This is a genomic window from Cellulomonas fimi, from assembly GCF_028583725.1.
GTDB lineage: Bacteria > Actinomycetota > Actinomycetes > Actinomycetales > Cellulomonadaceae > Cellulomonas > Cellulomonas fimi_B.
This window is the reverse complement of record NZ_CP110680.1, coordinates 2,938,608-2,962,384: the sequence shown is the minus strand read 5'-3', so window position 1 is coordinate 2,962,384 and position 23,777 is coordinate 2,938,608. Positions and strand designations below refer to the sequence as shown.

Sequence of the window (23,777 nt, the reverse complement as noted above, 5' to 3'; positions counted from 1 at the left end):
CTCTCTCACGGCCCGACGCGCCGCGGATCGCGGCGGCTAAACGCTTCGTCGAAGCGCTCCAACTGGCCCTGGGCGTGTGCCGCCCACCACGCTGCGACGAGGCGGGCCGCAGGTGCTCCGCCGACGCGCGGGACGTGCCCGCGCGCCGTCCCCACGGGAGGACCACGCATGACGACGACGCTCTCGCGGCGGCTCGCGGGCGCCCTGACCGCCGTGCTGCTGCTGCTCGCCGGCGCGCTCGCGCTGGCCGGCCCGACGCAGGCCGCGGACCCGGTGCGCATCATGGCGCTCGGTGACTCGATCACCGGCAACCCCGGCTGCTGGCGTGCGCTGCTGTGGCAGAAGCTCCAGCAGAACGGGTACACGAACATCGACATGGTCGGCACGCAGGGCCCGCAGGGCTGCGGCATCGCGCACGACGGCGACAACGAGGGGCACGGCGGCTTCCTCGTCACGAACGTCGCGGCGCAGAACCAGCTCGTGCCGTGGCTCGCCGCGACCGACCCGGACGTCGTCCTCATGCACTTCGGCACCAACGACGTGTGGAGCGCGCGCAGCACGCAGCAGATCCTCGACGCGTACACGACGCTCGTGCAGCAGATGCGTGCGAGCAACCCGCAGATGGTGGTCCTCGTCGCGCAGATCATCCCCGTCGCGCCGCCGACCTGCGCCGACTGCCCCGGCCGGACCGCCGCGCTGAACGCCGCGATCCCCGCGTGGGCGGCGGGCCTGTCGACCGCGCAGTCACCGATCGTGGTCGTCGACCAGGCGACTGGGTGGGTGCCCGCGACCGACACCTACGACGGCGTGCACCCCGGTGACGCGGGCATCGTCAAGATGGCCGACCGGTGGTATCCGGCGCTCGCGGCGGTCCTGTCGGGCGCGACGCCGACCCCGACCGTCACGCCGACCCCGACGGTCACGCCGACCCCCACCGTGACCCCGACACCCACGCCCACGGTGACCCCGTCGCCGACGCCGACCGTCACCCCGACCCCGACCCCGACGTCGGGCGCCGGTTGCACCGCGCGCTACACGCTCGCGAGCACCTGGCCGGGCGGGTTCGTGACGAGCGTGCGGGTCACCGCGACCCAGCCGATCGCGGGGTGGACGGTGGCGGTCACGCTGCCGAACGGCACGGTGGCGAACGCGTGGAGCTCGCAGAGCTCCGTGAGCGGGAAGACGTGGACCTTCACGAACGCGCCGTGGAACGGGACGCTCGCGGCCGGCCAGGCCACCGAGATCGGCTTCCAGGGCACGGGCTCGGGCGAGCCGTCGACGGTCACCTGCACGGCGACCCCGCGCTGACCACCGACGTGTGACGCCGACATACCGCCGCCCCGACGCCGTGCGATCGCGGCGTCGGGGCGGTGGTCGAGCCGACCGTCAGGCGGTGCGCGTGATCTTCACGTGCCAGGCGTCGGGACCGTCGACGAGCACCTCGGACTCGATCGGCGCGCGCTCGGCGAGCTGCGCGAGCAGGGGCCGCGGCAGGTGCGGCGCGACGAGGATCAGGGACTTCCCGGGGGCGATCGCCTCGAACGCGCCGAAGACGGTCGCGTGGCGGATGGCGTGCGGGATGGTGCGGACGTCGAGCACCGGGTCGGCCTCGTCGTGGCCGCCGCAGCCGCACGTGTGGCCGGCGGGCTCCGCGACGGGCGCGGTGGTGAGGATCTCGACGTTCTCGGCAGCCATGGGGTTCTCCTTGGTCGGTGCGTGTCGTGCAGGTGGGACAGGTGGTGCGGGTCGTGGGGCCGGGACGGCCGTCGTCAGCGTGTCATCGGTGCTCGGCCGGTGCCCCGGGACGTTCGGCCCGTTCCCAGCCGGGGCGTGTGACACGCGTCCCACGTTGGGCGTCGCGGGTGCGGTAGACGACGTACGGGCGCACGAGGTAGCCGACGGGCGCGGACAGCACGTGCACGAGCCGCGTGAACGGCCAGATCGCGAACAGGACCATGGCCGAGAGCACGTGCGCCTGGAACATCCCGGGGACCTCGGCCATCGACGCGGCGTCCGGGCGCAGCGACAGCAGCCCGCGGATCCACGGTGCGATCGACCCGCGGTAGTCGTAGCCGCCGCCGAGGACCTGGAACAGGACCGTCGCGGCGGTGCCGCAGAACAGCGTGACGCCCAGGACGACGTACATGACCTTGTCGGACGTGGTCGTCGCGCGGCGCACGGCGGCGACGACCCGCCGGCGGTACACGAGGATCGCCAGGCCGGCGATCGTCAGGACGGCCGCGATGCTGCCGGCCCACGTCGCGACCAGGTGGTACGCGTGCTCGTGGATCCCGACGGCCTCGAGCCACGCGCGCGGGATCAGCAGGCCGACGACGTGCCCGCCGATGACCATGAGGATGCCCAGGTGGAACATCGGCGACCCGATGCGCAGCAGCCGGCTCTCGTGCACCTGCGACGAGCGCGTCGTCCAGCCGAACTGGTCGTGCCGGTACCGCCACACGTGCCCGACGACGAAGACCGTCGCGGCGACGTAGGGGACCACGACCCACAGCAGCACGGCGGTGGACGTCATGCGGGCACCTCCTGCGGGCGCACGGTCGGGAAGGGGAGCAGCGGCGCGGACAGGCCGACGGTCTCGCCGGGCGGCCCGGACGCGACGAGGTCGGCGAACCGCTCGGCGGTCGCGGCGTCGACCGCGGGCAGCGTGCGGCACACGGCGTCGAGGACGTGCGCGTACGGGCTGGCGACGTCGTGCAGCGCGGACCGGAGGATCTCCAGACCCTCGCGGTGCGTGCCGAGCAGCACGTCGACGACGGGTCCGGGCGCGCGCGCGGACAGCTCCAGCACGGCCGGCAGGAAATCGGGCAGCTCGTCGTCGCTCGCGTCGAACCCGCACGCGCGGTAGGCCTCGCGGAACGTCACGAGCGCCATCCCGCGCCGCCGCGTGTCGCCCGCCGAGTAGTACGACAGGTAGAGCGCGCAGCGTCGGCGCAGGTCGAACGTCGCGACGTAGTGGCCCTGCTGCGCGGCGAGGTCCATCGCGCCGACGGCGTCGAGGTGCGTGAGGAACGCGTCGGCGACGGGCCGGGGCAGCCCCGCGACCGTCGACCGCAGCAGGTCGTGGTGCGCCCGGACGTGCTCGGTCGGGTAGTCGAGCAGCATCGCCGCGGCGAGGTGCGCGAGCGACCGCTCGCCCGTCGTGACGCGCACGGGGTCGAGGAACGGGAGCGTGCGGCGGCTCATGCGTGCGCTCCCGTCGGGCCGTCGCCGTAGCCGGGCTGCCCCTGCGTGGGCGGGAAGAGGCCTGCCTCGCGCTTGTCGCCGCCCCAGTTGAGCAGGTTGACGCGTGCCGGGCGGTCCGACGCGGACCCCGACGTCGACGGGTGGAACGACTCGACGCCCACGGCCGGCTGCGCGAGCGCGGCGGGCCGCTCGCCGCGCGCCCGCGGACCGCCCATGCCAGGACCGCCCGCGCCGTCGAGCGAGCACCCCAGGCCGCCCTCGGCGATCTCGTCGAGCGCCCGGGCCGACTCGGCGTGCGCGGGCGGGACGACGTAGCGGTCCTCGTACTTCGCGATCGCGAGCAGGCGGTACATCGCCTCGACCTCGTCGCCGGTCATCCCGACGGCGGCGGCGATGCGCGGGTCCTGCTCCACGCCGAGGTTGACGTTGCGCATGTGCGCGCGCATCGCCGCGAGCCGCCGCAGCACGGCCGTCACCGGACGCGTGTCGCCCGCGGTGAACAGCCCGGCCAGGTACTCGACGGGGATGCGCAGCCGCTCGATCGCGGCGAACAGCGTGCGCGCGTCCTCGCCGTCGTTGCCCGACCCCGACACGACGTCGACCACCGGCGACAGCGGCGGCACGTACCAGACCATCGGGAGCGTCCGGTACTCGGGGTGCAGCGGCAGCGCGACCTCGAACCGCGAGATCAGCGCCCACACGGGCGAGCGCTGCGCGGCGAGGACCCAGTCGTGCGGCACCCCGTCGCGCTCGGCGGCGGCCATCACCTCGGGGTCGGACGGGTCGAGCAGCACGGACCGCTGCGCCGCGAGGAGCTCGTGCGGGTCCTCGACCGACGCGGCCTCCAGCACGCGGTCGGCGTCGTAGAGCACGAGCCCGAGGTACCGCAGGCGCCCGACGCACGTCTCCGAGCACACCGTCGGCAGCCCGACCTCGAGGCGCGGGTAGCACAGCGTGCACTTCTCGGCCTTGCCGGTGACGTGGTTGAAGTAGACCTTCTTGTACGGGCAGCCCGACACGCACATGCGCCAGCCGCGGCACGCGTCCTGGTCGACGAGCACGATGCCGTCCTCCGCGCGCTTGTACATCGCGCCCGACGGGCACGACGCGACGCACGACGGGTTGAGGCAGTGCTCGCAGATGCGCGGCAGGTAGAACATGAAGGCGCTCTCGAGCTCGGCCTTCACGCGGTCGCTCATCTGCGCGAGGACCGGGTCCTTCTCCATCGTCGCCGCGGAGCCGCCGAGGTCGTCGTCCCAGTTCGCCGACCACGTGATCTTCGTGTCCTCGCCGGTGAGCAGGGACTTCGGCCGGGCGACGGGTGTGTGCTCGCCCTGCGGCGCCGACAGCAGGACGTCGTAGTCGTACGTCCATGGCTCGTAGTAATCGCGCACCTCGGGGAGCCGGGGGTTGGCGAAGATGTGCGACAGCTTGGTGAACCGGCCGCCCGAGCGCAGGCGCAACCGGCCCTTCTTGTTGCGGACCCACCCGCCGCCCCAGCGGTCCTGGTCCTCGTACGTGCGCGGGTAGCCCTGGCCGGGCCGCGTCTCGACGTTGTTGAACCAGACGTACTCGACGCCCGCGCGGTTCGTCCACGCCTGCTTGCAGGTCACCGAGCACGTGTGGCACCCGATGCACTTGTCGAGGTTCATGACCATCGCCATCTGCGCCATGACTCGCATGTCAGTACGTCACCTCCTGGGACCGGCGGCGGATGGTGGTGACCTCGTCGCGCTGGTTGCCCGTCGGGCCGAGGTAGTTGAACGCGAACGACAACTGCGCGTACCCGCCGACGAGGTGGCTCGGCTTGAGCAGCACGCGCGTCAGCGAGTTGTGGATCCCGCCACGCAGGCCCGACGTCTCCGAGCGGGGGACGTCCACCGTGCGGTCCTTGGCGTGGTACATGAACACCGTCCCGGCGGGCATGCGGTGCGAGACGACGGCCCGCGCGACGACGACGCCGTTGCGGTTGTACGCCTCGACCCACTCGTTGTCGGTGACGCCGATGGTCGCCGCGTCCTGCGGGGACATCCAGATCGTCGGGCCGCCGCGCGACAGCGTGAGCATGTGGAGGTTGTCCTGGTACTCGGAGTGGATCGACCACTTCGAGTGCGGGGTCAGGTAGCGGACGGCGACCTCGGCGTGCCCGTCGGACCCGGGCGCCCCGGACGCGGCCGTCGACCCCGGGCGCGCGTCGCCGAACAGCCGGTGCAGGTCGAGCGGCGGCCGGTAGACCGGCAGGTTCTCGCCGAGCTCGCTCATCCAGTCGTGGTCGAGGAAGAAGTGCTGGCGGCCCGTGAGCGTGTGCCACGGCTTGAGGTGCTCGACGTTGATCGTGAACGCCGAGTACCGCCGACCGCCGTGCTCGGACCCCGACCACTCGGGCGACGTCACGACCGGCACGGGCCGCGCCTGCACGTCGGGGAACGTGATCCGCTTGCCCTCGTGGTCGCGGGCCAGCGACGCGAGCTCGGTGCCCGTGCGCTTCTCGACGCGCTCGAACCCCTGCACCGCGAGCCGGCCGTTCGTCGTGCCGGACAGCGCGAGGATCGCCTCGCACACGTGGCGCGCGTCGTCGAGGCGCGGCTGGCCTGCCGCCGCGCCCGATCGCACGAGACCGTTGACGCGGCCCAGCTCGGCGACCTCGACGTCGGGCGAGAACGCGACGCCCTTGGTCACCATCCCCGCGCGGGCGGTGAGCGGCCCGAGCGCCGCCCACCGGTCGGCGAGCGTGCCGTAGTCCCGCTCGACGACCACGAGTCTCGGCATCGAGACGCCCGGGACCAGGCCCATCGACTCCGGCACCGCGCCGTGCGGCGTCGCGAGCTCGTCGGGGGTGTCGTGCAGCAGCGGCACGGCGACGAGGTCCTCGCGCGTGCCGAGGTGGTCAGCGGCGAGCGTCTGGAACGCCCGGGCGAGCGTGTGGAAGACGTCGAAGTCGGTGCGCGTCTGCCACGGCGGCGCGATCGCCGGGTTGAACGAGTGCACGTACGGGTGCATGTCCGTCGTCGACAGGTCGTGCTTCTCGTACCAGGTCGCCGCGGGGAGCACGACGTCGCTGAACAGCGTCGTCGACGTCATCCGGAAGTCGCTCGTGACCAGCAGGTCGAGCTTCCCGCGCGGCGCCTCGTCGCGCCACGTCATCGACTCCGGCCGGCGTCCCGGCTCCGACTCGGGTGCGCGCACCGCGGAGTCCGTGCCGAGCAGGTGCCGCAGGAAGTACTCGTTGCCCTTGCCCGACGACCCGAGCAGGTTCGCGCGCCACACCGTGAGGACGCGCGGGAAGTTCGCGGGGTCGTCGGGGTCCTCGCACGCGTAGTGCAGCCGCCCCGCTGCGAGCTCGTCGACGACGTGCTGCGCCGGGTCGACGCCCTTCGTCCGTGCCTCCGCGACGAGGTCCAGCGGGTTGCGGTCGAACGTCGGGTACGACGGCATCCAGCCGCGCTTCGCGCTCTCGACCAGGCAGTCCGCGGTCGTGCGGCCCGCGAACCGGCCCTCGGCGAGCGGCGACGCGAGCGCGTCGGCGGGCAGCCCGTCGTACCGCCACTGGTCGGTCGCGAGGTACCAGAACGCGGTGCCGATCATCTGCCGCGGCGGCCGCACCCAGTCGAGCCCGAACGCGTACTGCGCCCACCCGGTCACGGGTCGGCACTTCTCCTGGCCGACGTAGTGCGCCCAGCCGCCGCCGTTGACGCCCTGGCAGCCGGTCATCGACATGAGCGCGAGGAACGTGCGGTAGATCGTGTCCGAGTGGAACCAGTGGTTGGTGCCCGCACCCATGAGGATCATCGAGCGGCCGCCCGAGTCCTCGGCGTTCTGCGCGAGCTCACGCCCGATCCGTGCCGCCGTCGCGGCGGGCACCGACGTGATCTCCTCCTGCCACGCGGGCGTGCCGGGCGTGGACGCGTCGTCGTAGCCGGTCGGCCACTCGCCGGGCAGGCCGTCGCGGCCGACGCCGTACTGCGCGAGCAGCAGGTCGAACACGGTCGTGACGACCCGGCCGCCGACGCGCGTCACCGGGACGCCGCGGCGCACGACGCCCGCACCGCCCTGGTGCTCGGCACCCGCCTCGGGGGCGAGGTCGAAGCGGGGCAGGTCGACGGCGACGGCCTCGGGTGTCCCGGCCGTCGCCGGGTCGAGGTCGCGGACCGAGAGCACCGGCTCGACGTCGCCCAGGTCGAGGTTCCAGCGGCCCTCCTGCGCGGGGTCGAACCGGCGACCGAGCGAGCCGTTCGGGACGTGCGGCGTGCCGTCGGCGTCGAGCACGACGGTCATGAACGCGGCGTCGCGCGCGCCGGCGTCGTCACCCGCGGCGGCACCGAGCGCGTCGGCCGTGAGGAACTTGTCCGGCACCCACGCGTCGCCGCGCTGCTTGAGCGTGATGAGGTGCGGCGCGTCGGTGTACTTCTGCAGGTAGTCGACGAACCGCGCCGTGCGCTTCTCGACGAGGAACTCGCGGAGCACCACGTGCCCCATCGCGAACGCGAGCGCGCCGTCCGTGCCCGGGTGCGGGGCGAGCCACTCGTCGGCGAGCTTGGTGTTGGCCGCGTAGTCGGGGGAGACCGCGACGACCTTCTGCCCGCGGTAGCGCGCCTCGGCGAGGAAGTGCGCGTCGGGCGTGCGGGTCACCGGGACGTTGGAGCCCCACATGACCAGGTACGACGCGTTCCACCAGTCCGCCGACTCCGGGACGTCCGTCTGGTCGCCGAACACCTGCGGCGACGCGACGGGCAGGTCGGCGTACCAGTCGTAGAACGACAGCATCGTCCCGCCGAGCATCGACACGAACCGCGCGCCCGACCCGTGCGACACCATCGACATCGCCGGGATGGGGGAGAAGCCCGCGACGCGGTCCGGCCCGTACTCCTTGATCGTGTGCACGTGCGCGGCCGCGACGATCTCGGCGGCCTCGTCCCACGTCGCCCGGACCAGCCCGCCCTTGCCGCGCGCCGCCTTGTACGCGCGCGCGGTCTCCGGGTCGGACGTCACCTGCGCCCACGCGGCGACCGGGTCGCCCGTGCGGGCCTTCGCCTCGCGGTACGCCCGCAGCAGCACGCCGCGCACGTACGGGTACCGGACGCGTGTCGGCGAGTACGTGTACCAGGAGAACGACGCGCCCCGCGGGCAGCCCCGCGGCTCGTACTCGGGGGAGTCCGGGCCGACCGTCGGGTAGTCGGTCTGCTGCGTCTCCCACGTGATGATGCCGTCCTTGACGTACACCTGCCACGAGCACGAGCCCGTGCAGTTCACGCCGTGCGTCGACCGCACCACCTTGTCGTGCGACCAGCGGTCCCGGTAGAACGCGTCGCCCTTCCGGCCGCCCTCGAGGAACAGGCTGCGCAGGTCCGTCGAGACGGTGCCCGGCCGCAGGCGCGACCCGACCGTGAGCAGCGCGTCGATCGCGCGGTTGTCGGTGCCGGCCGCGGACGAGGCGGGACCGGTGGGCTGATGACGTGCGGGCACGGGGACCTCCGGGGGGCGAGGGCGGACCGGGTCAGCTGGGGCGCGGGGCGCCGGGACGCGCGTACTGCACCCAGGTCAGGACGGTGCAGGCCGCGAAGTAGACGGCGCAGCCGACGAAGAACGCGGTCGGCGACCACGCGGACAGCGCCATGCCGACGAGGAACGGGCCGAACGCCGCGCACGCGGACGTGAACCCGATGACACCGCCCGCACGCCGGCGGTCGAAGATCATCGGCATCTGCTTGAACGTGCCCGCGTTGCCGATGCCCGCGAACGTGAAGATCAGCAGCATCCCCGCGAGGAACCAGCCGAACGAGGCCGTGTCCGTCGGGCGCAGGAAGAACAGCGTGAAGACGGTGCTCACGGTCATGCCGATGCCCGACACGAGCGTCCACACGGCGCCGCCGAACCGGTCGCACAGCGGACCCCACGCGGCGCGCGTGATCGAGCCGAGGAGCGGGCCGAGGAACGCGAACTTCAGCGGGTCGGGCGCGTGCTCGAACCCGCCGAACAGGTTGAGCGTCAGCAGGCCGAGCTGCGCGGCGAACCCGGAGAACGCGCCGAACGTCATGACGTAGATCGCCGTCATGAACCACGTGTGCTTGTCGCGGAAGATGTCGAGCTGCTCACGGATGTTCGCCGTGACCGGCACGCGCTTGAGGTAGAGCGCGGCGAGCCCGATGCCCAGCAGCACCCACGGCACGAGCACCAGGCCCGCGTTGTGCAGCCACATCTGGCCGCCCTCGGCCTTCTGCTGCGGCGTCAGCGCCGCCGTGCCCAGCAGCCCGAAGCCGATGACCCACGGCACGAGGAACTGGATGAGGCTCACGCCGAAGTTGCCGAGGCCCGCCTGCAGGCCGAGCGCCGTGCCCGCCATCCGCTTCGGGAAGAAGTAGCTCGTCGAGGGCATGAACCCCGCGAACGCCCCACCGCCGATGCCCGCCGCGACCGCGAGCAGCAGCAGCATGGCGTACGGGGTGGACGGGTCGCGGACCGCCATCGTCCAGCCGGCCATCGGCAGCAGCATGAGCGTCGCGGTGCCACCGACCAGCGTGCGCGTCCCCAGCATCGGCGGCAGGAACGTGTACGCCATGCGGAACAGCCCGCCCGCGAGCCCCGGGATCGCGACCAGCCAGTACAGCTGCTCCTTCGACAGGTCGTACCCGATGACGTTGAGCCGGGGCGCGATCGCGCTCACGAGGTACCAGACGCAGAACGCGAGCGTCAGGTTGTAGGTCGTGATCCAGAGCGTGCGCCACGCGAGCTTCTTGTCCCACGTGGACTCGTCCTCGGGGTTCCAGTTCGCCAGGTCGGGCGCGAGCGCCGTCGTTGCCGCCATAGGGTCCTCCTCGTGCGTGCGCCGGGGTGTGGCGCCGGGCACCGGTGCCGGTCCCCTCGGCGTGAGCATCGCGACCCACCCGGCGGCCGCTCCACCAGGAGTGCCGTGGAAAAGCCGCTCGGCCGGAGAACGGACCGCGAACGCAACGTCACGCGCGTCCCGGGCGGGCGAGACGCGTGTGATGGTGCGTTCGGCGGCGGTGACGACCGTGTCGCGGCGGCGAGCCGGCGCACGGGGCGTCGCGGTCAGCAGGAGGAGGTCGCCGACCGGAGGTTGAGGACGCAGTGGTGGGGCTCGACGAACGGGTGGAGCTCCGCCGCCTCGACGGGGCCGCCGACGGCGTCGAGCACGCCCTGCGCGAGGCCCAGGTGCACGCTGCACACGACGTCCGGGCGCTCGCGGGCGAGGTCGAGGAACGGGCACCGCCACAGGTGGAACCGCAGCGGGTCGTCCTCCAGGTCGGGGTCGAAGCCGAGCCGGTCGAGGTGCGCGGACAGTGCGTCGAGCTGGCGCTGCTCGGGCGGCGCGTCGGGCGACGTGCGCGGCGCCGGCGGGTGCACCGCGGTGACCGCGCGGGCCGCGAGCTCGCGGCCCGCGGCGCGGGCGGTCTCGGGCACCGACGCGACGGGCTTGCCGTACCCGGCGAGCAGCACGCGGCTGAGCGCGGCGCCCGCGATCGCGTCCTCCAGCCGGCGGGCGGCGACCGGGTCGGTCCGCACGTCCTGCGAGGTCACGGCCCGGTAGACGATCCGCGGCCGGCCGCGCGTCGTGCGCACCTCGGGCTCGCGGTGCACGAACCCGTCGAGGACCAGGCGCTGCAGGTGCTCGCGTGCGGTGTTCTCGTGCAGGCCGGTGCGGTCGGCGAGCTCGCCGACCGTCTGCGGGCCGCCGCTCTGCAGCAGGTGCAGCAGGTCGACGCGGCTGCCCGAGCCCAGCGTGCGGGCCGCTGCGGTGCGTCGGGACATGCGCCGATCATCGAGGCGGAGTGACGTACCCGGCTCGGGACCTCCGTCCCATCCGCAGGCCAGGGACGTAAATCTACGGTCGAGCCGTGAATACTCCTGGCCTGCGCGGACGGACCGTCCTCCTGGTCCCCGTCGCGGTCGCGCTGCTCGCGGGTCTCGACGCCGCGCTCGTCCTGCTGGGGCTCCCGGCACCCGTCTCGACGCAACGGCTGCCCGACGTGCACGGCGCGCTCATGGTGCTCGGCTTCGTCGGTGCGCTCGTCGCGCTCGAGCGCGCGGTCGCGGTCGGGCGCCTGCTCGGCTACGCCGCCCCCGCGCTGCTGGGGGTCGGCGGGCTCCTGCTGCTGTCGCCGCTGCCGCTCGCCGCCGGACGTGCCGCGCAGCTCGGCGGGGCGGTCGCGCTCGTCGGCCTGTACGGCGCGGTGTGGCGACGCCAGGCCGCGGCCGCGGTCGCCGTGCAGGGCCTCGGCGCGCTGATGGCGGTCGGGTCGGCCGTGCTCTGGCTCGGCGACGTCCCCGTCCCGCGGCTCGTCCCGTGGTGGGTGGGGTTCCTCGTGCTGACCGTCGCGGGCGAGCGGCTCGAGCTCATGCGCGTCGCGGCACCGCCGCCCGTCGCGGAGCGCGGCGTCGTGGGGGCGTCCCTCGCGTTCCCCGTCGCGGCCGCGCTCGCGCTGCTGTGGCCGGCCGTCGGGTACGCGGCCCTGGGCGTCGTGCTGCTCGTGCTCGTCGCCTTCCTCGTCCGGTACGACGTCGCGCGCCGCACCGTGCGGGCCACCGGCCTGCCGCGCTTCATGGCCGTCGCGATGCTCGCCGGGTACGCGTGGCTCGCCGTCGCGGGCGCGCTGTGGCTCGTGGGCGGTCCGCAGCTCGCCGGGCCCGGGTACGACGCGGTGCTGCACGCCGTGTTCCTCGGGTTCGTGATCTCGATGGTCATGGCGCACGCGCCCGTGATCCTGCCCGCCGTGCTGCGCCGCGCGCTGCCGTATCGCCCCCTGATGTACGGACCGCTCGTCGCGCTGCACCTGACGCTCGCGCTACGGGTCGCCGTCGGTGACGCGCGCGACCTGCCGGTCGTCGTGCAGGTCGGCGGCGTCGGCAACATCCTCGCCGTCCTCGCGTTCCCGGTCGTCGCGGTGCTGTCCGCCCGCGCGGCGCGACGGCCCCGCCCCGGACCGACGCGCGACGTCGGCCACCCCGACCGCCCCGTCGCCGTTCCCGCTGACCGCGCGGCGGGGCTCCCGACCACGACCTCCCGCGTCGACGAGACCGTGGACGAGGCCGCGGACGAGACCGCGGAGGTGACGGCGTGACCCGCGCGTCGTGGCACCTGCGGGCCAACGCGCTCGTCGGCGCGTGGCTCGTCACGGCGGTCGTCGCGACGCTCGTGCACCGCAACGTCCCCGCGGCGCCGTGGCTCATGGTGCACCTGCTGCTGCTCGGCGCGGTGAGCACGGCGATCCTCGTGTGGAGCCAGCACTTCGCCGACACGCTGCTGCGCCGCCCCGCCCCGGGCGGCCGCCGCGGCCACACCGCCCGCCTGGCGGCGCACACGCTCGGCGCGGTGCTCGTCGTCGCGGGGCTGCTCGCGTCCGTCTGGGCGCTGGTCGTCGCGGGCGGCGTGCTGGTCGCGGCCGGCGCGGTCGCGCACGTCGTCGTCCTCGCGCGGCAGGGTCGCGGCGCGCTGCCCTCGCGGTTCGGGCCGATGGTCCGGTACTACGTCGCGGCGAGCGCGCTGCTCCCGGTCGGCGTCACGCTGGGCGTGCTCATGGCGCGCGGCGACCTGGCCGACGAGGCGCACGGTCGCGCGTACGTCGCGCACGTCGCGCTCAACCTGCTGGGCTGGGTCGGCCTGACGGTGCTCGGCACGCTCGTCGTGCTGTGGCCGACCGTGCTGCACGCCCGGATCGACGAGCGTGCGGAGAAGGCTGCGCCGCGCGCGCTGCCCGTCGTGCTCGCCGGGATCGCGGTGCTCGGCGCCGGGTCGGCGACCGGGCGGCGCCCGCTCGTCGGCGTCGGCTGCCTGGTCGTCGTCGCGGGCGTCGCCGTCATCGCGCGGTCCATGGTGGACCAGGCACGTACGGCGGCGCCCCGCACGTACGCGGCGTGGACCGTCGGGGCCGCGGTGCTCTGGCTCGTGGGCTGCACGCTCGCGTACGGCGCGATCGTCGCGACCGCGCCGTCGTGGGCCGCCGCGGTCGACGACGTGAAGGTGCTCGTCGCACCCTTCGCGGTCGGGTTCGCGGCGCAGGTGCTCGTCGGGTCGCTGTCGTACCTGCTGTCCGTCGTCCTGGGCGGCGGCCCGTCGACGGCCCGCGCGACCGCGGCCGAGCTCGACCGCGGTGCGCTCGTCCGGCTCGTCCTCGTCAACGGCGGGCTGCTCGTCTACGTCGCCCCCGTGCCCGCGGCCGTCCGGGTCGTGTGCTCGTTCGTCGTGCTCGGCGCGCTCGTGACCTTCCTCGTCCTCGCGGTCCGCGCCGCGCTCGTCACACGCCGCGCCACGCCGCCCGCGCCCGTGCCGCGGTCCGCCGTCGGTGCCGCGCCGGTCGTCGAGCCGCGCCGGCACCGCTCGGGTGCGGCCGCGGTCGGCGTCGGGGTGCTCGCGCTCGTCGTCGCGGTCGGCGTCGCCCTCGACCCGCCCGCCGCCGGGATCGGCCTCGTGTCCGCCGCCGGCGCGGACGGCGTCGCGCCCACGGGCCGCACGACCACCGTCCAGGTCGAGGCGCGCGACATGCGCTTCTCGCCCGACCGCATCGAGGTGCCCGCGGGCGACCGGCTCGTGATCGAGCTCGTCAACACCGACGACGACGTGCACGACCTCACGCTCGCGACGGGCGCGACGACGGGCCGGATCGGCCCCGGGGAGCAGGCGACGCTCGACGTCGGCGTGGTCGGCCGCTCGGTCGACGCGTGGTGCGCGGTCGCCGGGCACCGCTACATGGGGATGACGCTCGACATCGTCGCCGTCGGCGGGACGGTCACGGCGGACGGCACGACGGGCGGCGACGAGGCGGGCGGCGCGCACGCGGGCCACGCGGGTCACGTCCCGACGGACGCCGCCACCGGCCCGTCCGCAGCCGAGGACCTCGACCTCATGGCCGCCCCCGCCGACGGCTTCGTCGCGCGCGACGCGGCCGCACCGCCGTCCGAGCCCGCGGGCCGCACGCACCGCCGCACGATCACGGTCCGCGAGGTCGAGCGTGAGGTCGCGCCCGGCGTCACGCAGACGCTCTGGACGTTCGACGGCACGGCACCCGGTCCGGTGCTGCGCGGCCAGGTCGGCGACCGGTTCGAGATCACGCTCGTCAACGACGGCTCGATCGGGCACTCGATCGACTTCCACGCGGGCGAGCTCGTCCCCGACGACACGATGCGCACGATCCCGCCGGGGGAGTCGCTCACGTTCTCGTTCACGGCCACACGCAGCGGCATCTGGATGTACCACTGCTCGACGATGCCGATGAGCCTGCACATCGCCAACGGGATGTTCGGGGCCGTCGTGATCGATCCGCCGGGGCTGCCGCCGGTCGACCACGAGTACGTCGTCGTGCAGTCGGAGCTCTACCTCGGGCCGCAGGGCGGTGTCGCGGACCCGGCGCGCATCGCGACGCGCGTGCCCGACCTCGTCGTGCTCAACGGCTACGCGCACCAGTACCGCGACCGCCCGCTGGAGGTGACCGAGGGCGAGCGTCTGCGGTTCTGGGTGCTCGACGCGGGACCGAACCTGTCGTCGGCGTTCCACGTGGTCGGGGCGCAGTTCGACACGGTGTACCGCGAGGGTGACTGGGTGCTGCGCGACGGCGGCTCGACGGGCACGGGCGGCGCCCAGGTGCTGTCGCTCGCCCCCGCCGAGGGCGGCTTCGTCGAGCTGACGATCCCGCAGCCCGGCACCTACCCGTTCGTGTCGCACGCGATGAGCGACGCCGAGGCCGGCGCGTCCGGCCGGCTCGTCGTCACCGCTCCCTGACGCCCGGCGCCGGCGCACCCCCGGGCCGGCGCCGGGTCCCGCCGCCTCCCGACCCGAGGAGTCGGGCGGCGGCGACGTACGGTGGACGGCATGGCCTCCACGACCCCGTCGCCGTCCCCTGCGCACCGTCCGGACCGCACCGTCGCGATCACCGGCGGGTACGTCGTCCCGGTGTCCGGTCCGCCGGTCGAGGGCGGCACGGTGCTCGTGGTCGACGGCCGGATCGCGGCGGTCGGTGCGGACGTCGAGGTGCCCGAGGGCACGCGCACGATCGACGCGACCGGGCGCTGGGTCCTGCCCGGGTTCGTCGACGGGCACGCGCACGTCGGCCTGCACGAGGAGGGCGAGGGCGCCGCCGGGAACGACACCAACGAGATGGTCACGCCCAACACCGCGGGCGTGCGCGCGGTCGACGCGGTCAACATCGAGGACGAGGGCTTCCGCGACGCGCTCGTCGGCGGCATCACGTCGGTCGTCGTGAAGCCCGGCTCGGGCAACCCGATCGGCGGCCAGTCGGTCGCGATGAAGACGTGGGGCGGCCGCACGGTCGACGAGCAGGTGATCTCGGCGTCGGTGAGCGTGAATTCGGCGCTCGGCGAGAACCCGAAGCGCGTGTACGGCGAGCGCAAGCAGCTCCCGTCGACGCGGCTCGGCACGGCGCTGGTCATCCGGGAGGCGTTCACGAAGGCCCGGCACTACGCGGCCGCGCGGGCCGCGGCGGCGACCAAGGGCGAGCCGTTCGCCGCCGACCTCGCGATGGAGACGCTGGCGCGCGTGCTCGACGGCGAGCTCGTCTGGGACCAGCACACGCACCGGCACGACGACATCGCCACCGCGCTGCGCCTCGCGGACGAGTTCGGCTACCGCCTGGTCGTGAACCACGGCACCGAGGCGCACAAGATCGCCGACGTGCTCGCGGAGCGTGACGTGCCGGTGATCTTCGGCCCCATGCTCACGAGCCGGTCCAAGGTCGAGCTGCGGGACCGCGCGATCGAGAACCTCGCGGCCATCGCGGCGGCCGGCGTGCGGGTCGCCATCACGACCGACCATCCCGTCGTGCCGATCCACTTCCTCGTGCACCAGGCGACGCTCGCCGTGAAGGAGGGCCTGCCGCGCCAGACCGCGCTCGAGGCGCTCACGACGAACCCGGCGTCGTTCTTCGGGCTGGACGGTCGCGTCGGTGCGCTCGAGCCCGGCCGCGACGGCGACGTCGTCGTGTGGTCGGGTGACCCGCTCGACGTGCACGCGCGGGCCGAGCACGTGCTCATCGACGGCCGCACCGTCTACACCTGGGACGACGCCGCCCACCGGGGACGCGTCGTCGAGCGCGCGGAGCGCTTCTCGCACTGACACCGGCCGCGCGCGGGGCGCGTCGTGCGCGATGCCGGCCGTCGGCTCACGTCCGGCGTGCGACGACCGACGGCACCGTCCCGGGAGCGTGGGACGGTGCCGTCGGTGGTGCGTGGCGTCGGGCGGCTCCGGTCACCCGGGCGCGCCCGAGCGCGTCAGCGGTAGGTGATCGACGAGGTCGAGTAGCCGCAGGCCGCGGACGGGCCGGAGCCGATCTTGGACGGCTCGCCCGAGGTCACGCCCTTGTACTCCTCGCAGATCGCGATCTTCTTCGACGAGTCGTTGACGATCGTCACGTTCGTGAGCGTCGCCTTGTCGCCGAGGTTGGAGTTGATCCCGACGAGCGACTTGCCCGGCGCGGTGACCTGCACGTTGTCGACGACGACCGTGCGGGCGTACTGCTTGGAGCAGTTGCCGCACGACCGGTAGAGCTTGCCGAAGTCGGACACCTGGAAGTTCTTGATGACGAACTTCCCCGGCCCGTTGTGCTGGAACACCTTGTCCGACGCCGAGCGCGCGCCGCCGCCGTTCACCGTCATGACCTGCGACGACGACGAGCCCTTGAGCGTCGCGGCGTCCTCCTCGACGTCCTCCCACCACACGTTCTCGAGCGTGCACGTGCCGGTGCAGTGCACGCCGTCGCCCGCACCCGAGCCGAGGATGACGTTCTTGAGGACGGCGCCGTCGGAGAGCAGGAACATCGGCGGCTGCGACTCGCTCTGCCCGCCGGACGAGATGCCGTAGTAGCGGACCAGGCCGCCGTCGAGCGTGCCGCTCACGGAGATGGTCGACGAGACCTTCTTCTCGCCCTTCGCGGTCGGCCACGACGGGAACGAGCCGGGGTTCGAGGTGGTCGTCGGCTTCGGCGTCGACGTCGCGGTCGCCGTCGGCTTCGGGGTCGACGTGGCGGTGGCGGTCGGCTTCGGCGTGGACGTGGCGGTCGGCGTGCTGCCCGAGCCGACCTTCACGAGCTGCCACTGCTGGTGGTACGACTTGCCGTCCGTGAGCTGGACGATCGGGGCGCCCGCGGACGTCGAGGCGCCCGCGATCGAGACCACCTTCCCGGAGTTCCGGTTGACGAGGCGCACGTAGTCGCTCTGGTCGACGAGCGAGAACTGCTGGGACCAGCTGCTCTGGTCGGTCGCCTGCACGAGCGCGGCGCCGTCGGAGGTGCTGGCCGACGCGACGGCGAGCACCTTGCCGGACGCGCGGTTGTGCAGCTCGTACCAGCCGCTGCCGACGGAGACGAACTGCCACTGCTGCGAGGTCGCGTCCGTGCGGTTCGCGGTCACGGCCGCGGCGCCGTCGGACGTCGACGCGCCCTGCACGTCGACGACCTTGCCGCTCTTGCGGCTGACGAGCACGTACGTCGCGCTGCCGTCGGGCGTCGCCGCGGACGCGGCGGGGGCGACGGCCAAGGCGGTCGCGGTGGCGAGCACGCCGGCGACGGCGAGCGCGACGGCCTGGCGGGCGCGGCGCGTGGTCGGGCGGGATGTCATGGAGACCTCCGGTCTGGAAAGCGGTTGCTGGGACACCCAACCACCGCAAATCGCCCAGCGGGAGCGCTATGAGACGTTTCTCATGGCTCTACCGGTCCAGACTTTCGATACCCACGTCGACTGCGTCCCGGGCTGTGCCGGGCCGCCACGCCGACGGTGCGCCGGGCGCTGACGTGCACCGACGTCGCCGGTACGCGCCGAGGGGCGCCGCCCGGTGATCCGGACGGCGCCCCTCGCCAGACGGTCGCGTCAGCCTCGCAGCTCGAGGTACTTCGCGATGAGCGCCTTCGTCGACGGGTCCTGCGCGTCGAGCGCGGACGCGTCACCCTCGACCGCGGGCGCGATCTCGAGCGCGAGCTTCTTGCCGAGCTCGACGCCCCACTGGTCGAACGAGTCGATGCCCCACACCACGCCCTGCACGAACGTGATGTGCTCGTAGAGCGCGATGAGCTGGCCCAGCACCGACGGCGTGAGCGACGGCGCGAGGATCGACGTCGTCGGCCGGTTCCCGGAGAACACGCGCGCGGGGACGATGTCCTCGGCGGTGCCCTCGGCGCGCACCTCGTCGGCGGTCTTGCCGAACGCGAGCGCCTTCGTCTGCGCGAAGAAGTTCGCGAGGAACAGCCCGTGCACGTCGGTCTCGCCGTCCTTCAGCGGGTGCGCCGGGTTGGCGACCGCGATGAAGTCCGACGGGATCAGCCGCGTGCCCTGGTGGATGAGCTGGTAGAACGCGTGCTGGCCGTTCGTGCCGGGCTCGCCCCAGAACACCTCGCCGGTCTGCGTCGAGACGGGCGTGCCGTCCCAGCGGACCGACTTGCCGTTCGACTCCATCGTCAGCTGCTGCAGGTACGCCGGGAAGCGGTGCAGGTACTGCGCGTAGGGGAGGACGGCGTGCGTGTGCGCGCCGAGGAAGTTGACGTACCAGACGTTGAGCAGGCCCATGAGGACGGGCACGTTCTGCGCGAACGGCGTCGTGGCGACGTGGGTGTCGACCGCGTGGAAGCCCGCGAGGAAGTCCCGGAACGCGTCGGGGCCGATCGCGATCGCGAGCGACGTGCCGATCACCGAGTCGACCGAGTACCGGCCGCCGACCCAGTCCCAGAAGCCGAACGCGTTGGCGGGGTCGATGCCGAACGCCGCGACCTTGTCGAGCGCCGTGGACACCGCGACGAAGTGCTGCGCGACGGCGGCGTTGCGGGCCTCGTCGGTGTCCTCCGTGCCGAGCTCGCGCCACAGCCAGTCGCGCGCGAGGCGCGCGTTGGTCAGCGTCTCGAGGGTCCCGAACGTCTTCGACGCGACGATGAACAGCGTCGTGCGGGGGTCGAGGCCCTTGACCTTCTCCGCCAGGTCCGTCGGGTCGATGTTCGACACGAACCGCACCTCGAGGCCGTCCTGCACGTACGGCTTGAGCGCCTCGTACGCCATGACGGGCCCGAGGTCGGAGCCGCCGATGCCGATGTTGACGACCGTGCGCACCCGCTCGCCGGTCACCCCGGTCCACGCGCCGGAACGGACGCGGTCCGCGAAGGCGTACATCTTCGTGAGCTCCGCCTGCACGTCCGCGTCGACGTCCTGGCCGTCGACGACCAGCGCGGGCGACGCCCCCGCGGGCCGGCGCAGCGCGGTGTGCAGCACCGCACGGTCCTCGGTGACGTTGATGTGGTCGCCGCGCAGCTGCGCCTGGAGCCGGTCGCTCAGGCCGACCTCGTCGGCGAGCCGCACGAGCAGCGCGAGCGTCTCGTCCGTGACGAGGTTCTTCGACAGGTCGACGTGCAGGTCGGCGAGCGGGAACGACAGGCGCTCAGCACGCGCCGGGTCCGCGGCGAACCAGCCGCGCAGGTCGGCGTGCAGCTCGGCCTCGTGCGCGGACAGGTCCTGCCACGCGCTCGTGCTGGTGGCGTCGATGGGGTGCGAGGACACGGGTCTCCCTCTCGGAGCGGGTGATGGGTGCGCGACCGCGCTGGCCGTCCCAACCTAGCCCGGCCGGTCACCAGGCCGCACAGGACGTCCGTCGGTGCCGACGCTGGTCCGACCGGGTACGGTCGCGGGTCCTCCGTCCGGGTGACGGCGACGGGCGGCCGGTGGGACGGCCGCGGGGGAACCGGACGGATCGGGCATCATCGCGGGATGCCCCAGCCGACCCGCCCTCATCCCGCGCGCCGTCGTGCGACGCTCGCCGCCCTTCTCGTGCTCGCCGCCCCGCTGGCCGCCTGCACGGGCGGCTCGGACCCCGACCCGAGTCCGACGGGCGCGTCCCCGAGCGCGTCGGCGGACGCGGGCGCGGGTGGCGACCTGACGACCGTCGCGGAGGCGGAGGCGACCCTCCCGAACGGGATCGGCACCGTCGACGTCGCGGTGCGCTCGCTCACGCTCGACGGCAACGGCTCGACGATGACGCTGCGCGTCGCGTTCACGCCGCACCTGGCGAAGGCCGACGACGAGGTCACGCTCTCCGAGATGAACGACTTCTTCTTCCTGCACCCGGTGCTCCTCGACCGGCAGAACCTCAAGCGCTACTCCGTGATCGAGGGCGAGGGGGCGCAGGACTGGCTGACCAACGACGACGCCGTCACGCGCGACGGCGAGCCGATGGAGTCGTGGTTCGTGTACGCGGCACCCGAGGACGACGTCGACGAGCTGACGTTCACGATCGACGAGTGGTCGGTCGAGCTGCCCGCGATCCCGGTGGCGTCGTGAGCGCCCTGCACCTCGCCGTCGCGGCCGGTCTGGCGCTCCCGCTGGCCGTCGTCCCCGCGGGCTACACGGACCGCTCGGACGCCCCCGAGCCGTCGGCGGCGACGATCGAGAAGTCGATCGACCGCTACTCGACCGACGGGTCCGTCGAGGCCGTCGAGCCGCCGCAGCAGGACGGCACCACGACCGTGCTGACGATCGGCTCGGACGTGCTGTTCGCGTTCGGCAGCGCCGACCTCGACGCCGCCGCGCTCGCCGCGGTCGAGGCCCAGGCCGCGCAGGTGCCGCAGGGCGCGCAGGTGTCGGTGGTCGGCCACACGGACTCGCGCGGCGGCGACGCGATCAACCTGCCGCTGTCGAGCGCCCGCGCGGAGGCCGTCGCGGCGGTCCTGCGGACGTCGCGGCCCGACCTCGTGCTCGCGGTCGGCGGCGCGGGGTCGAGCGAGCCGCTCGCGTCGGAGTACGCCGGCGGAGCGCCCGACCCGGAGGCGATGGCCCGCAACCGGCGCGTCGAGATCCGGTGGGCGACGGCCTGACCCGAGGCCCGTGGCGAGCGCCGTAGGGTGACGGCGTGCACCGGGTCCCCACGGCGCTGATCGCCGCCCTGACGCTCGTCGTCGGGTTCGCCGTCGCGCAGGCCACCGACGTCCGGGCGCTCGGGGGAGCGGTGCTGCTGGCCGGCGGCGCGTGGTGCGCCGTGCGGGCGTGGCGGCCGGCGGGATCCCTGCGGACCGCGGTGGTGCTCGTCGTCGCGGCCTCGTGCTTCGTCGTCTCGCACCTGCTCGCGCCGCACCTGGGCGCGTGGCCGTCCGTCGCGCTCGTGGCCGTGGCGCTGGCGGCCGTCACCTGGGCGCTCGTCGACCGCCCGTCGGTCACGCGCGCCCGGGTCTGACCGCGCGGGGCCCGAGGGCGTCAGCCGACCGCGTCCCGCACCAAGGGCGCGACGCGCGTGCCGAGCAGCTCGATCGCGTGCATCGACTCGGCGTGCGGGACGCCGGACAGGTCCATCTGGAACGCCTGCCGGTCGTGGTGCAGCACGCCGTGCAGCGCGACGATCCGCTCGGCGACCTCCCCGGGGTGCCCGACGACGTACGCGCCGCCGCGCGCGGCTTGCGACTCGAACGCGATCCGGTTGGGCTGCGCGAACCCGCGCTCGGACGCGATCCGACGGAGGGAGTCGTGCCAGTATGGGTAGAAGAAGTCCCGCGCGGCGCGCGGGTCGTCGGCGACGAAGCCCATGCCGGCGACGGACACGAACGGCTGCTCGGGGCGGCCGGGCCGCGTCGAGGCTGCGTACGACTCGCGGTAGAGGTCGACGAGCGGCGCGAACGACGCGGGCTGCCCGCCGATGATCGCGTAGGAGACGGGCAGGCCGAGCATGCCCGCGCGTGCCGACGAGCGGGGGTTGCCGCCGGTGGCGATCGCGATGCGCAGGTGGGGGCCGAGGCCCGGCTTGTCGAGCGGGCGGGGGAGGACGAGCGCGTCGTCGAGCGGCGCGCGGAACCGGCCCGACCACGTCGTGCGCTCGGCCTCGTCGAGGCGCAGCAGCAGGCCGATCTTCTCGTCGAAGAGCGCGTCGTAGTCGTCGAGGGACGCACCGAACAGCGGGTAGGACTCGATGAAGGAGCCGCGTCCGGCGAGCAGCTCGACGCGGCCGCCGGAGTAGAGGTCCATGGTCGAGAACTGCTGGTGCACGCGGACGGGGTCCTCGGTGGACAGCACGGTGACGGCGGAGCCGACGGTGATGCGCGACGTCTGCGCGAGCGCCGCGGCGATCACGGTCGCGGGGGAGGAGATCGCGTAGTCGGGCCGGTGGTGCTCCCCGATGCCGACGTAGTCGAGGCCGACGTCCTCGGCGAGGCGGATGCGCTCGAGGATCTCGCGCAGCCGTTGAGCGGGAGAGGTCGTCGCGCCGGAGACGGGATCCGGGTGAATGTCGCCGAAGGTGTAGAGGCCGAGCTCCATGCGTCGTCCAACGTGACCGGCGGCGACGGTGTTCCGGACGTGTGAACGCTCGGTCACGATGTGGTCACGGTCACAGATGGACACTTGACCGAGATTAGTAAGGACGCTCTACTAACAAACGTGACGACGACCACCACGCCCGGCTCGGCGGCCGGCAGCGGGACCGCCCGGCCGGTCGGGCGCGCGCTGCGGCCCACGGCCAAGGCGCTGCCCGAGCACGGCCGCGCGCACAACCGGTCGATGGTCCTCGCGCACCTCTTCCACGTCGGCCCGTCGTCGCGCGCCGACCTCGCGCGCAGCACCGGGCTCACCCGCGTCACCGTCTCCGGCCTCGTCGCCGAGCTCATCGGGGAGGGCCTGGTCGAGGAGCTCGGGGTCCGCGCCGAGGGCAAGGTCGGCAAGCCGGCCACGCTCGTCGGGATGCGCACCGAGGCGTACCAGGTCGTCGCGGTCGACCTCACCGACGACACCCGCCTGCACGGCGCGGTCATGAACCTCGACGGCAGCGTCGTCGCCCGCCGGTCGGTCCCGCTCGACGGCCGCACGGGGGAGGACGCGGTCGAGCTGCTCGACGCGCTGTGCCGCGACCTGCTCGGCGCCGCGCAGCGCACCGTCATCGGTGTCGGCATCGCGTCGCCCGGCGTCATCGACCCCGCGGGCGTCGTCGTCCAGGCGCCCAACCGCGGCTGGTACGGCGTGCCGCTCGCGCAGCGCCTCACCGCGTCGCTCGGCGTCCCCGTGCACGTCGCGAACGACGCCAACACGCGCGCGCTCGCGGAGTTCACCTACGGCGACGCGAGCGGCAAGGGCACGATCGTCGTCACGGTCGGGCAGGGCGTGGGCGCGGGCATCGTCGTCGACGGCGCGCTCGTCCTCGGCCGCCACCACGCGGCGGGCGAGATCGGCCACGTCACGGTCCTCGACGCCGACACCCCCGAGCGTCCCGCGCCCTGCGCGTGCGGGCGCGAGGGCTGCCTCGAGACCGTGCTCTCCGTCCCCGCGCTGCGCCGCCGCACCGCCGGACGCGACCCCCAGGACTCCGACGCCGAGCTGGCGTCGGTCGGACGGCTGCTGGGCATCGCCCTCGCACCCGTCGTCAGCGCGCTCGACCTCGCGGAGGTCCTGCTCTCCGGCCCCTCGGAGCTGCTGGACGGCCCTCTCCGCGAGTCGGCGCTCGCCACCCTCCGCACCCGCACCATGCCCGTCATCGGCGACGGGCTGGCGCTGCGGATGGGCTCGCTCGACGAGGACGGGACTCTCGCCGGCGCGACGGTCCTCGTCCTGTCAGGTCAGCTCGGGGTCACGTGACGACCCCGAGCCGACCCGTTGCAGTC

General features: G+C 73.8%; 18 protein-coding genes. 8 read left to right on the top strand and 10 right to left on the bottom strand.

What is annotated here, in order from left to right; all coding sequences use genetic code 11:
- Positions 1-168 precede the first annotated feature (168 nt).
- Positions 169-1,308 (top strand): GDSL-type esterase/lipase family protein, encoded by a 1,140-nt coding sequence (locus OOT42_RS13390; protein WP_273651686.1) that lies wholly within the window; start codon positions 169-171, stop codon positions 1,306-1,308.
- A 78-nt stretch (positions 1,309-1,386) separates the two neighbouring features.
- Here the strand turns inward: OOT42_RS13390 and OOT42_RS13385 are convergent, their stop codons facing one another.
- The 7 genes from OOT42_RS13385 to OOT42_RS13355 form a co-directional block, all read right to left on the bottom strand.
- Positions 1,387-1,695 (bottom strand): DUF2249 domain-containing protein, encoded by a 309-nt coding sequence (locus OOT42_RS13385; RefSeq protein ID WP_124344455.1) that lies wholly within the window; start codon positions 1,693-1,695, stop codon positions 1,387-1,389.
- Positions 1,696-1,777: 82 nt separating this feature from the next.
- Positions 1,778-2,533, bottom strand: a complete 756-nt coding sequence (narI, locus tag OOT42_RS13380) for a respiratory nitrate reductase subunit gamma (protein ID WP_273651685.1) — start codon at positions 2,531-2,533, stop codon at positions 1,778-1,780.
- Positions 2,530-3,204: a nitrate reductase molybdenum cofactor assembly chaperone gene (gene narJ / locus OOT42_RS13375; RefSeq protein WP_273651684.1), complete on the bottom strand. Its 675-nt coding sequence runs from the start codon at positions 3,202-3,204 to the stop codon at positions 2,530-2,532. Before narJ ends, narI begins: the two co-directional genes overlap by 4 nt.
- Positions 3,201-4,886 (bottom strand): nitrate reductase subunit beta, encoded by a 1,686-nt coding sequence (gene narH, locus OOT42_RS13370; protein WP_273651683.1) that lies wholly within the window; start codon positions 4,884-4,886, stop codon positions 3,201-3,203. Before narH ends, narJ begins: the two co-directional genes overlap by 4 nt.
- Position 4,887: 1 nt before the next feature.
- Positions 4,888-8,667, bottom strand: a complete 3,780-nt coding sequence (locus tag OOT42_RS13365) for a nitrate reductase subunit alpha (protein ID WP_273651682.1) — start codon at positions 8,665-8,667, stop codon at positions 4,888-4,890.
- Between the two features lie 31 nt (positions 8,668-8,698).
- The gene (locus tag OOT42_RS13360) at positions 8,699-10,006 is read right to left on the bottom strand and encodes an MFS transporter (protein WP_337251873.1); all 1,308 of its coding nucleotides are present in this window, start codon (positions 10,004-10,006) and stop codon (positions 8,699-8,701) included.
- A 245-nt stretch (positions 10,007-10,251) separates the two neighbouring features.
- Entirely contained in the window at positions 10,252-10,971 is a 720-nt protein-coding gene (locus OOT42_RS13355; RefSeq protein ID WP_273651680.1) for a helix-turn-helix transcriptional regulator, read from the bottom strand.
- Between the two features lie 86 nt (positions 10,972-11,057).
- Here OOT42_RS13355 and OOT42_RS13350 point away from each other — a divergent pair, with 86 nt between their 5' ends.
- The 3 genes from OOT42_RS13350 to OOT42_RS13340 all read left to right on the top strand — a co-directional run bounded on the left by OOT42_RS13350 (position 11,058) and on the right by OOT42_RS13340 (position 16,285).
- Entirely contained in the window at positions 11,058-12,281 is a 1,224-nt protein-coding gene (locus OOT42_RS13350; protein WP_273651679.1) for a hypothetical protein, read from the top strand.
- Positions 12,278-14,935 carry a multicopper oxidase domain-containing protein gene (locus tag OOT42_RS13345; RefSeq protein WP_273651678.1) on the top strand — a complete coding sequence of 886 codons (2,658 nt, stop codon included), beginning with the start codon at positions 12,278-12,280 and terminating at the stop codon, positions 14,933-14,935. The genes OOT42_RS13350 and OOT42_RS13345 overlap by 4 nt, the downstream gene beginning before the upstream one ends.
- 90 nt (positions 14,936-15,025) lie before the next feature.
- Positions 15,026-16,285, top strand: a complete 1,260-nt coding sequence (locus tag OOT42_RS13340) for an amidohydrolase (RefSeq protein ID WP_273651677.1) — start codon at positions 15,026-15,028, stop codon at positions 16,283-16,285.
- A 155-nt stretch (positions 16,286-16,440) separates the two neighbouring features.
- On the opposite strand, the gene OOT42_RS13335 is transcribed toward OOT42_RS13340, so the two are convergent.
- A complete protein-coding gene (locus OOT42_RS13335; protein WP_273651676.1) occupies positions 16,441-17,784 on the bottom strand; it encodes a pectate lyase in 1,344 nt (447 codons plus the stop codon).
- Positions 17,785-18,033: 249 nt separating this feature from the next.
- On the bottom strand, positions 18,034-19,704 hold the full coding sequence (gene pgi / locus OOT42_RS13330; RefSeq protein ID WP_273651675.1) for a glucose-6-phosphate isomerase: 1,671 nt from the start codon (positions 19,702-19,704) through the stop codon (positions 18,034-18,036).
- Positions 19,705-19,911: 207 nt separating this feature from the next.
- Here pgi and OOT42_RS13325 point away from each other — a divergent pair, with 207 nt between their 5' ends.
- From OOT42_RS13325 to OOT42_RS13315, 3 genes are read left to right on the top strand one after another with little or no spacing between them, the layout of a single operon-like run.
- Positions 19,912-20,481, top strand: a complete 570-nt coding sequence (locus OOT42_RS13325; RefSeq protein WP_273651674.1) for a hypothetical protein — start codon at positions 19,912-19,914, stop codon at positions 20,479-20,481.
- Complete coding sequence (locus OOT42_RS13320; protein ID WP_273651673.1) at positions 20,478-21,014, top strand: OmpA family protein; 537 nt, start codon at positions 20,478-20,480, stop codon at positions 21,012-21,014. The genes OOT42_RS13325 and OOT42_RS13320 overlap by 4 nt, the downstream gene beginning before the upstream one ends.
- Before the next feature lie 35 nt (positions 21,015-21,049).
- The gene (locus OOT42_RS13315; protein ID WP_273651672.1) at positions 21,050-21,370 is read left to right on the top strand and encodes a hypothetical protein; all 321 of its coding nucleotides are present in this window, start codon (positions 21,050-21,052) and stop codon (positions 21,368-21,370) included.
- A gap of 20 nt (positions 21,371-21,390) precedes the next feature.
- Here the strand turns inward: OOT42_RS13315 and OOT42_RS13310 are convergent, their stop codons facing one another.
- Positions 21,391-22,443, bottom strand: coding sequence for an LLM class flavin-dependent oxidoreductase (locus OOT42_RS13310; RefSeq protein WP_273651671.1), 1,053 nt, complete (start codon positions 22,441-22,443; stop codon positions 21,391-21,393).
- Positions 22,444-22,563: 120 nt separating this feature from the next.
- On the opposite strand from OOT42_RS13310, the gene OOT42_RS13305 reads away from it, so the two are divergent.
- On the top strand, positions 22,564-23,751 hold the full coding sequence (locus tag OOT42_RS13305) for an ROK family transcriptional regulator (RefSeq protein WP_273654843.1): 1,188 nt from the start codon (positions 22,564-22,566) through the stop codon (positions 23,749-23,751).
- Positions 23,752-23,777: the final 26 nt, after the last annotated feature.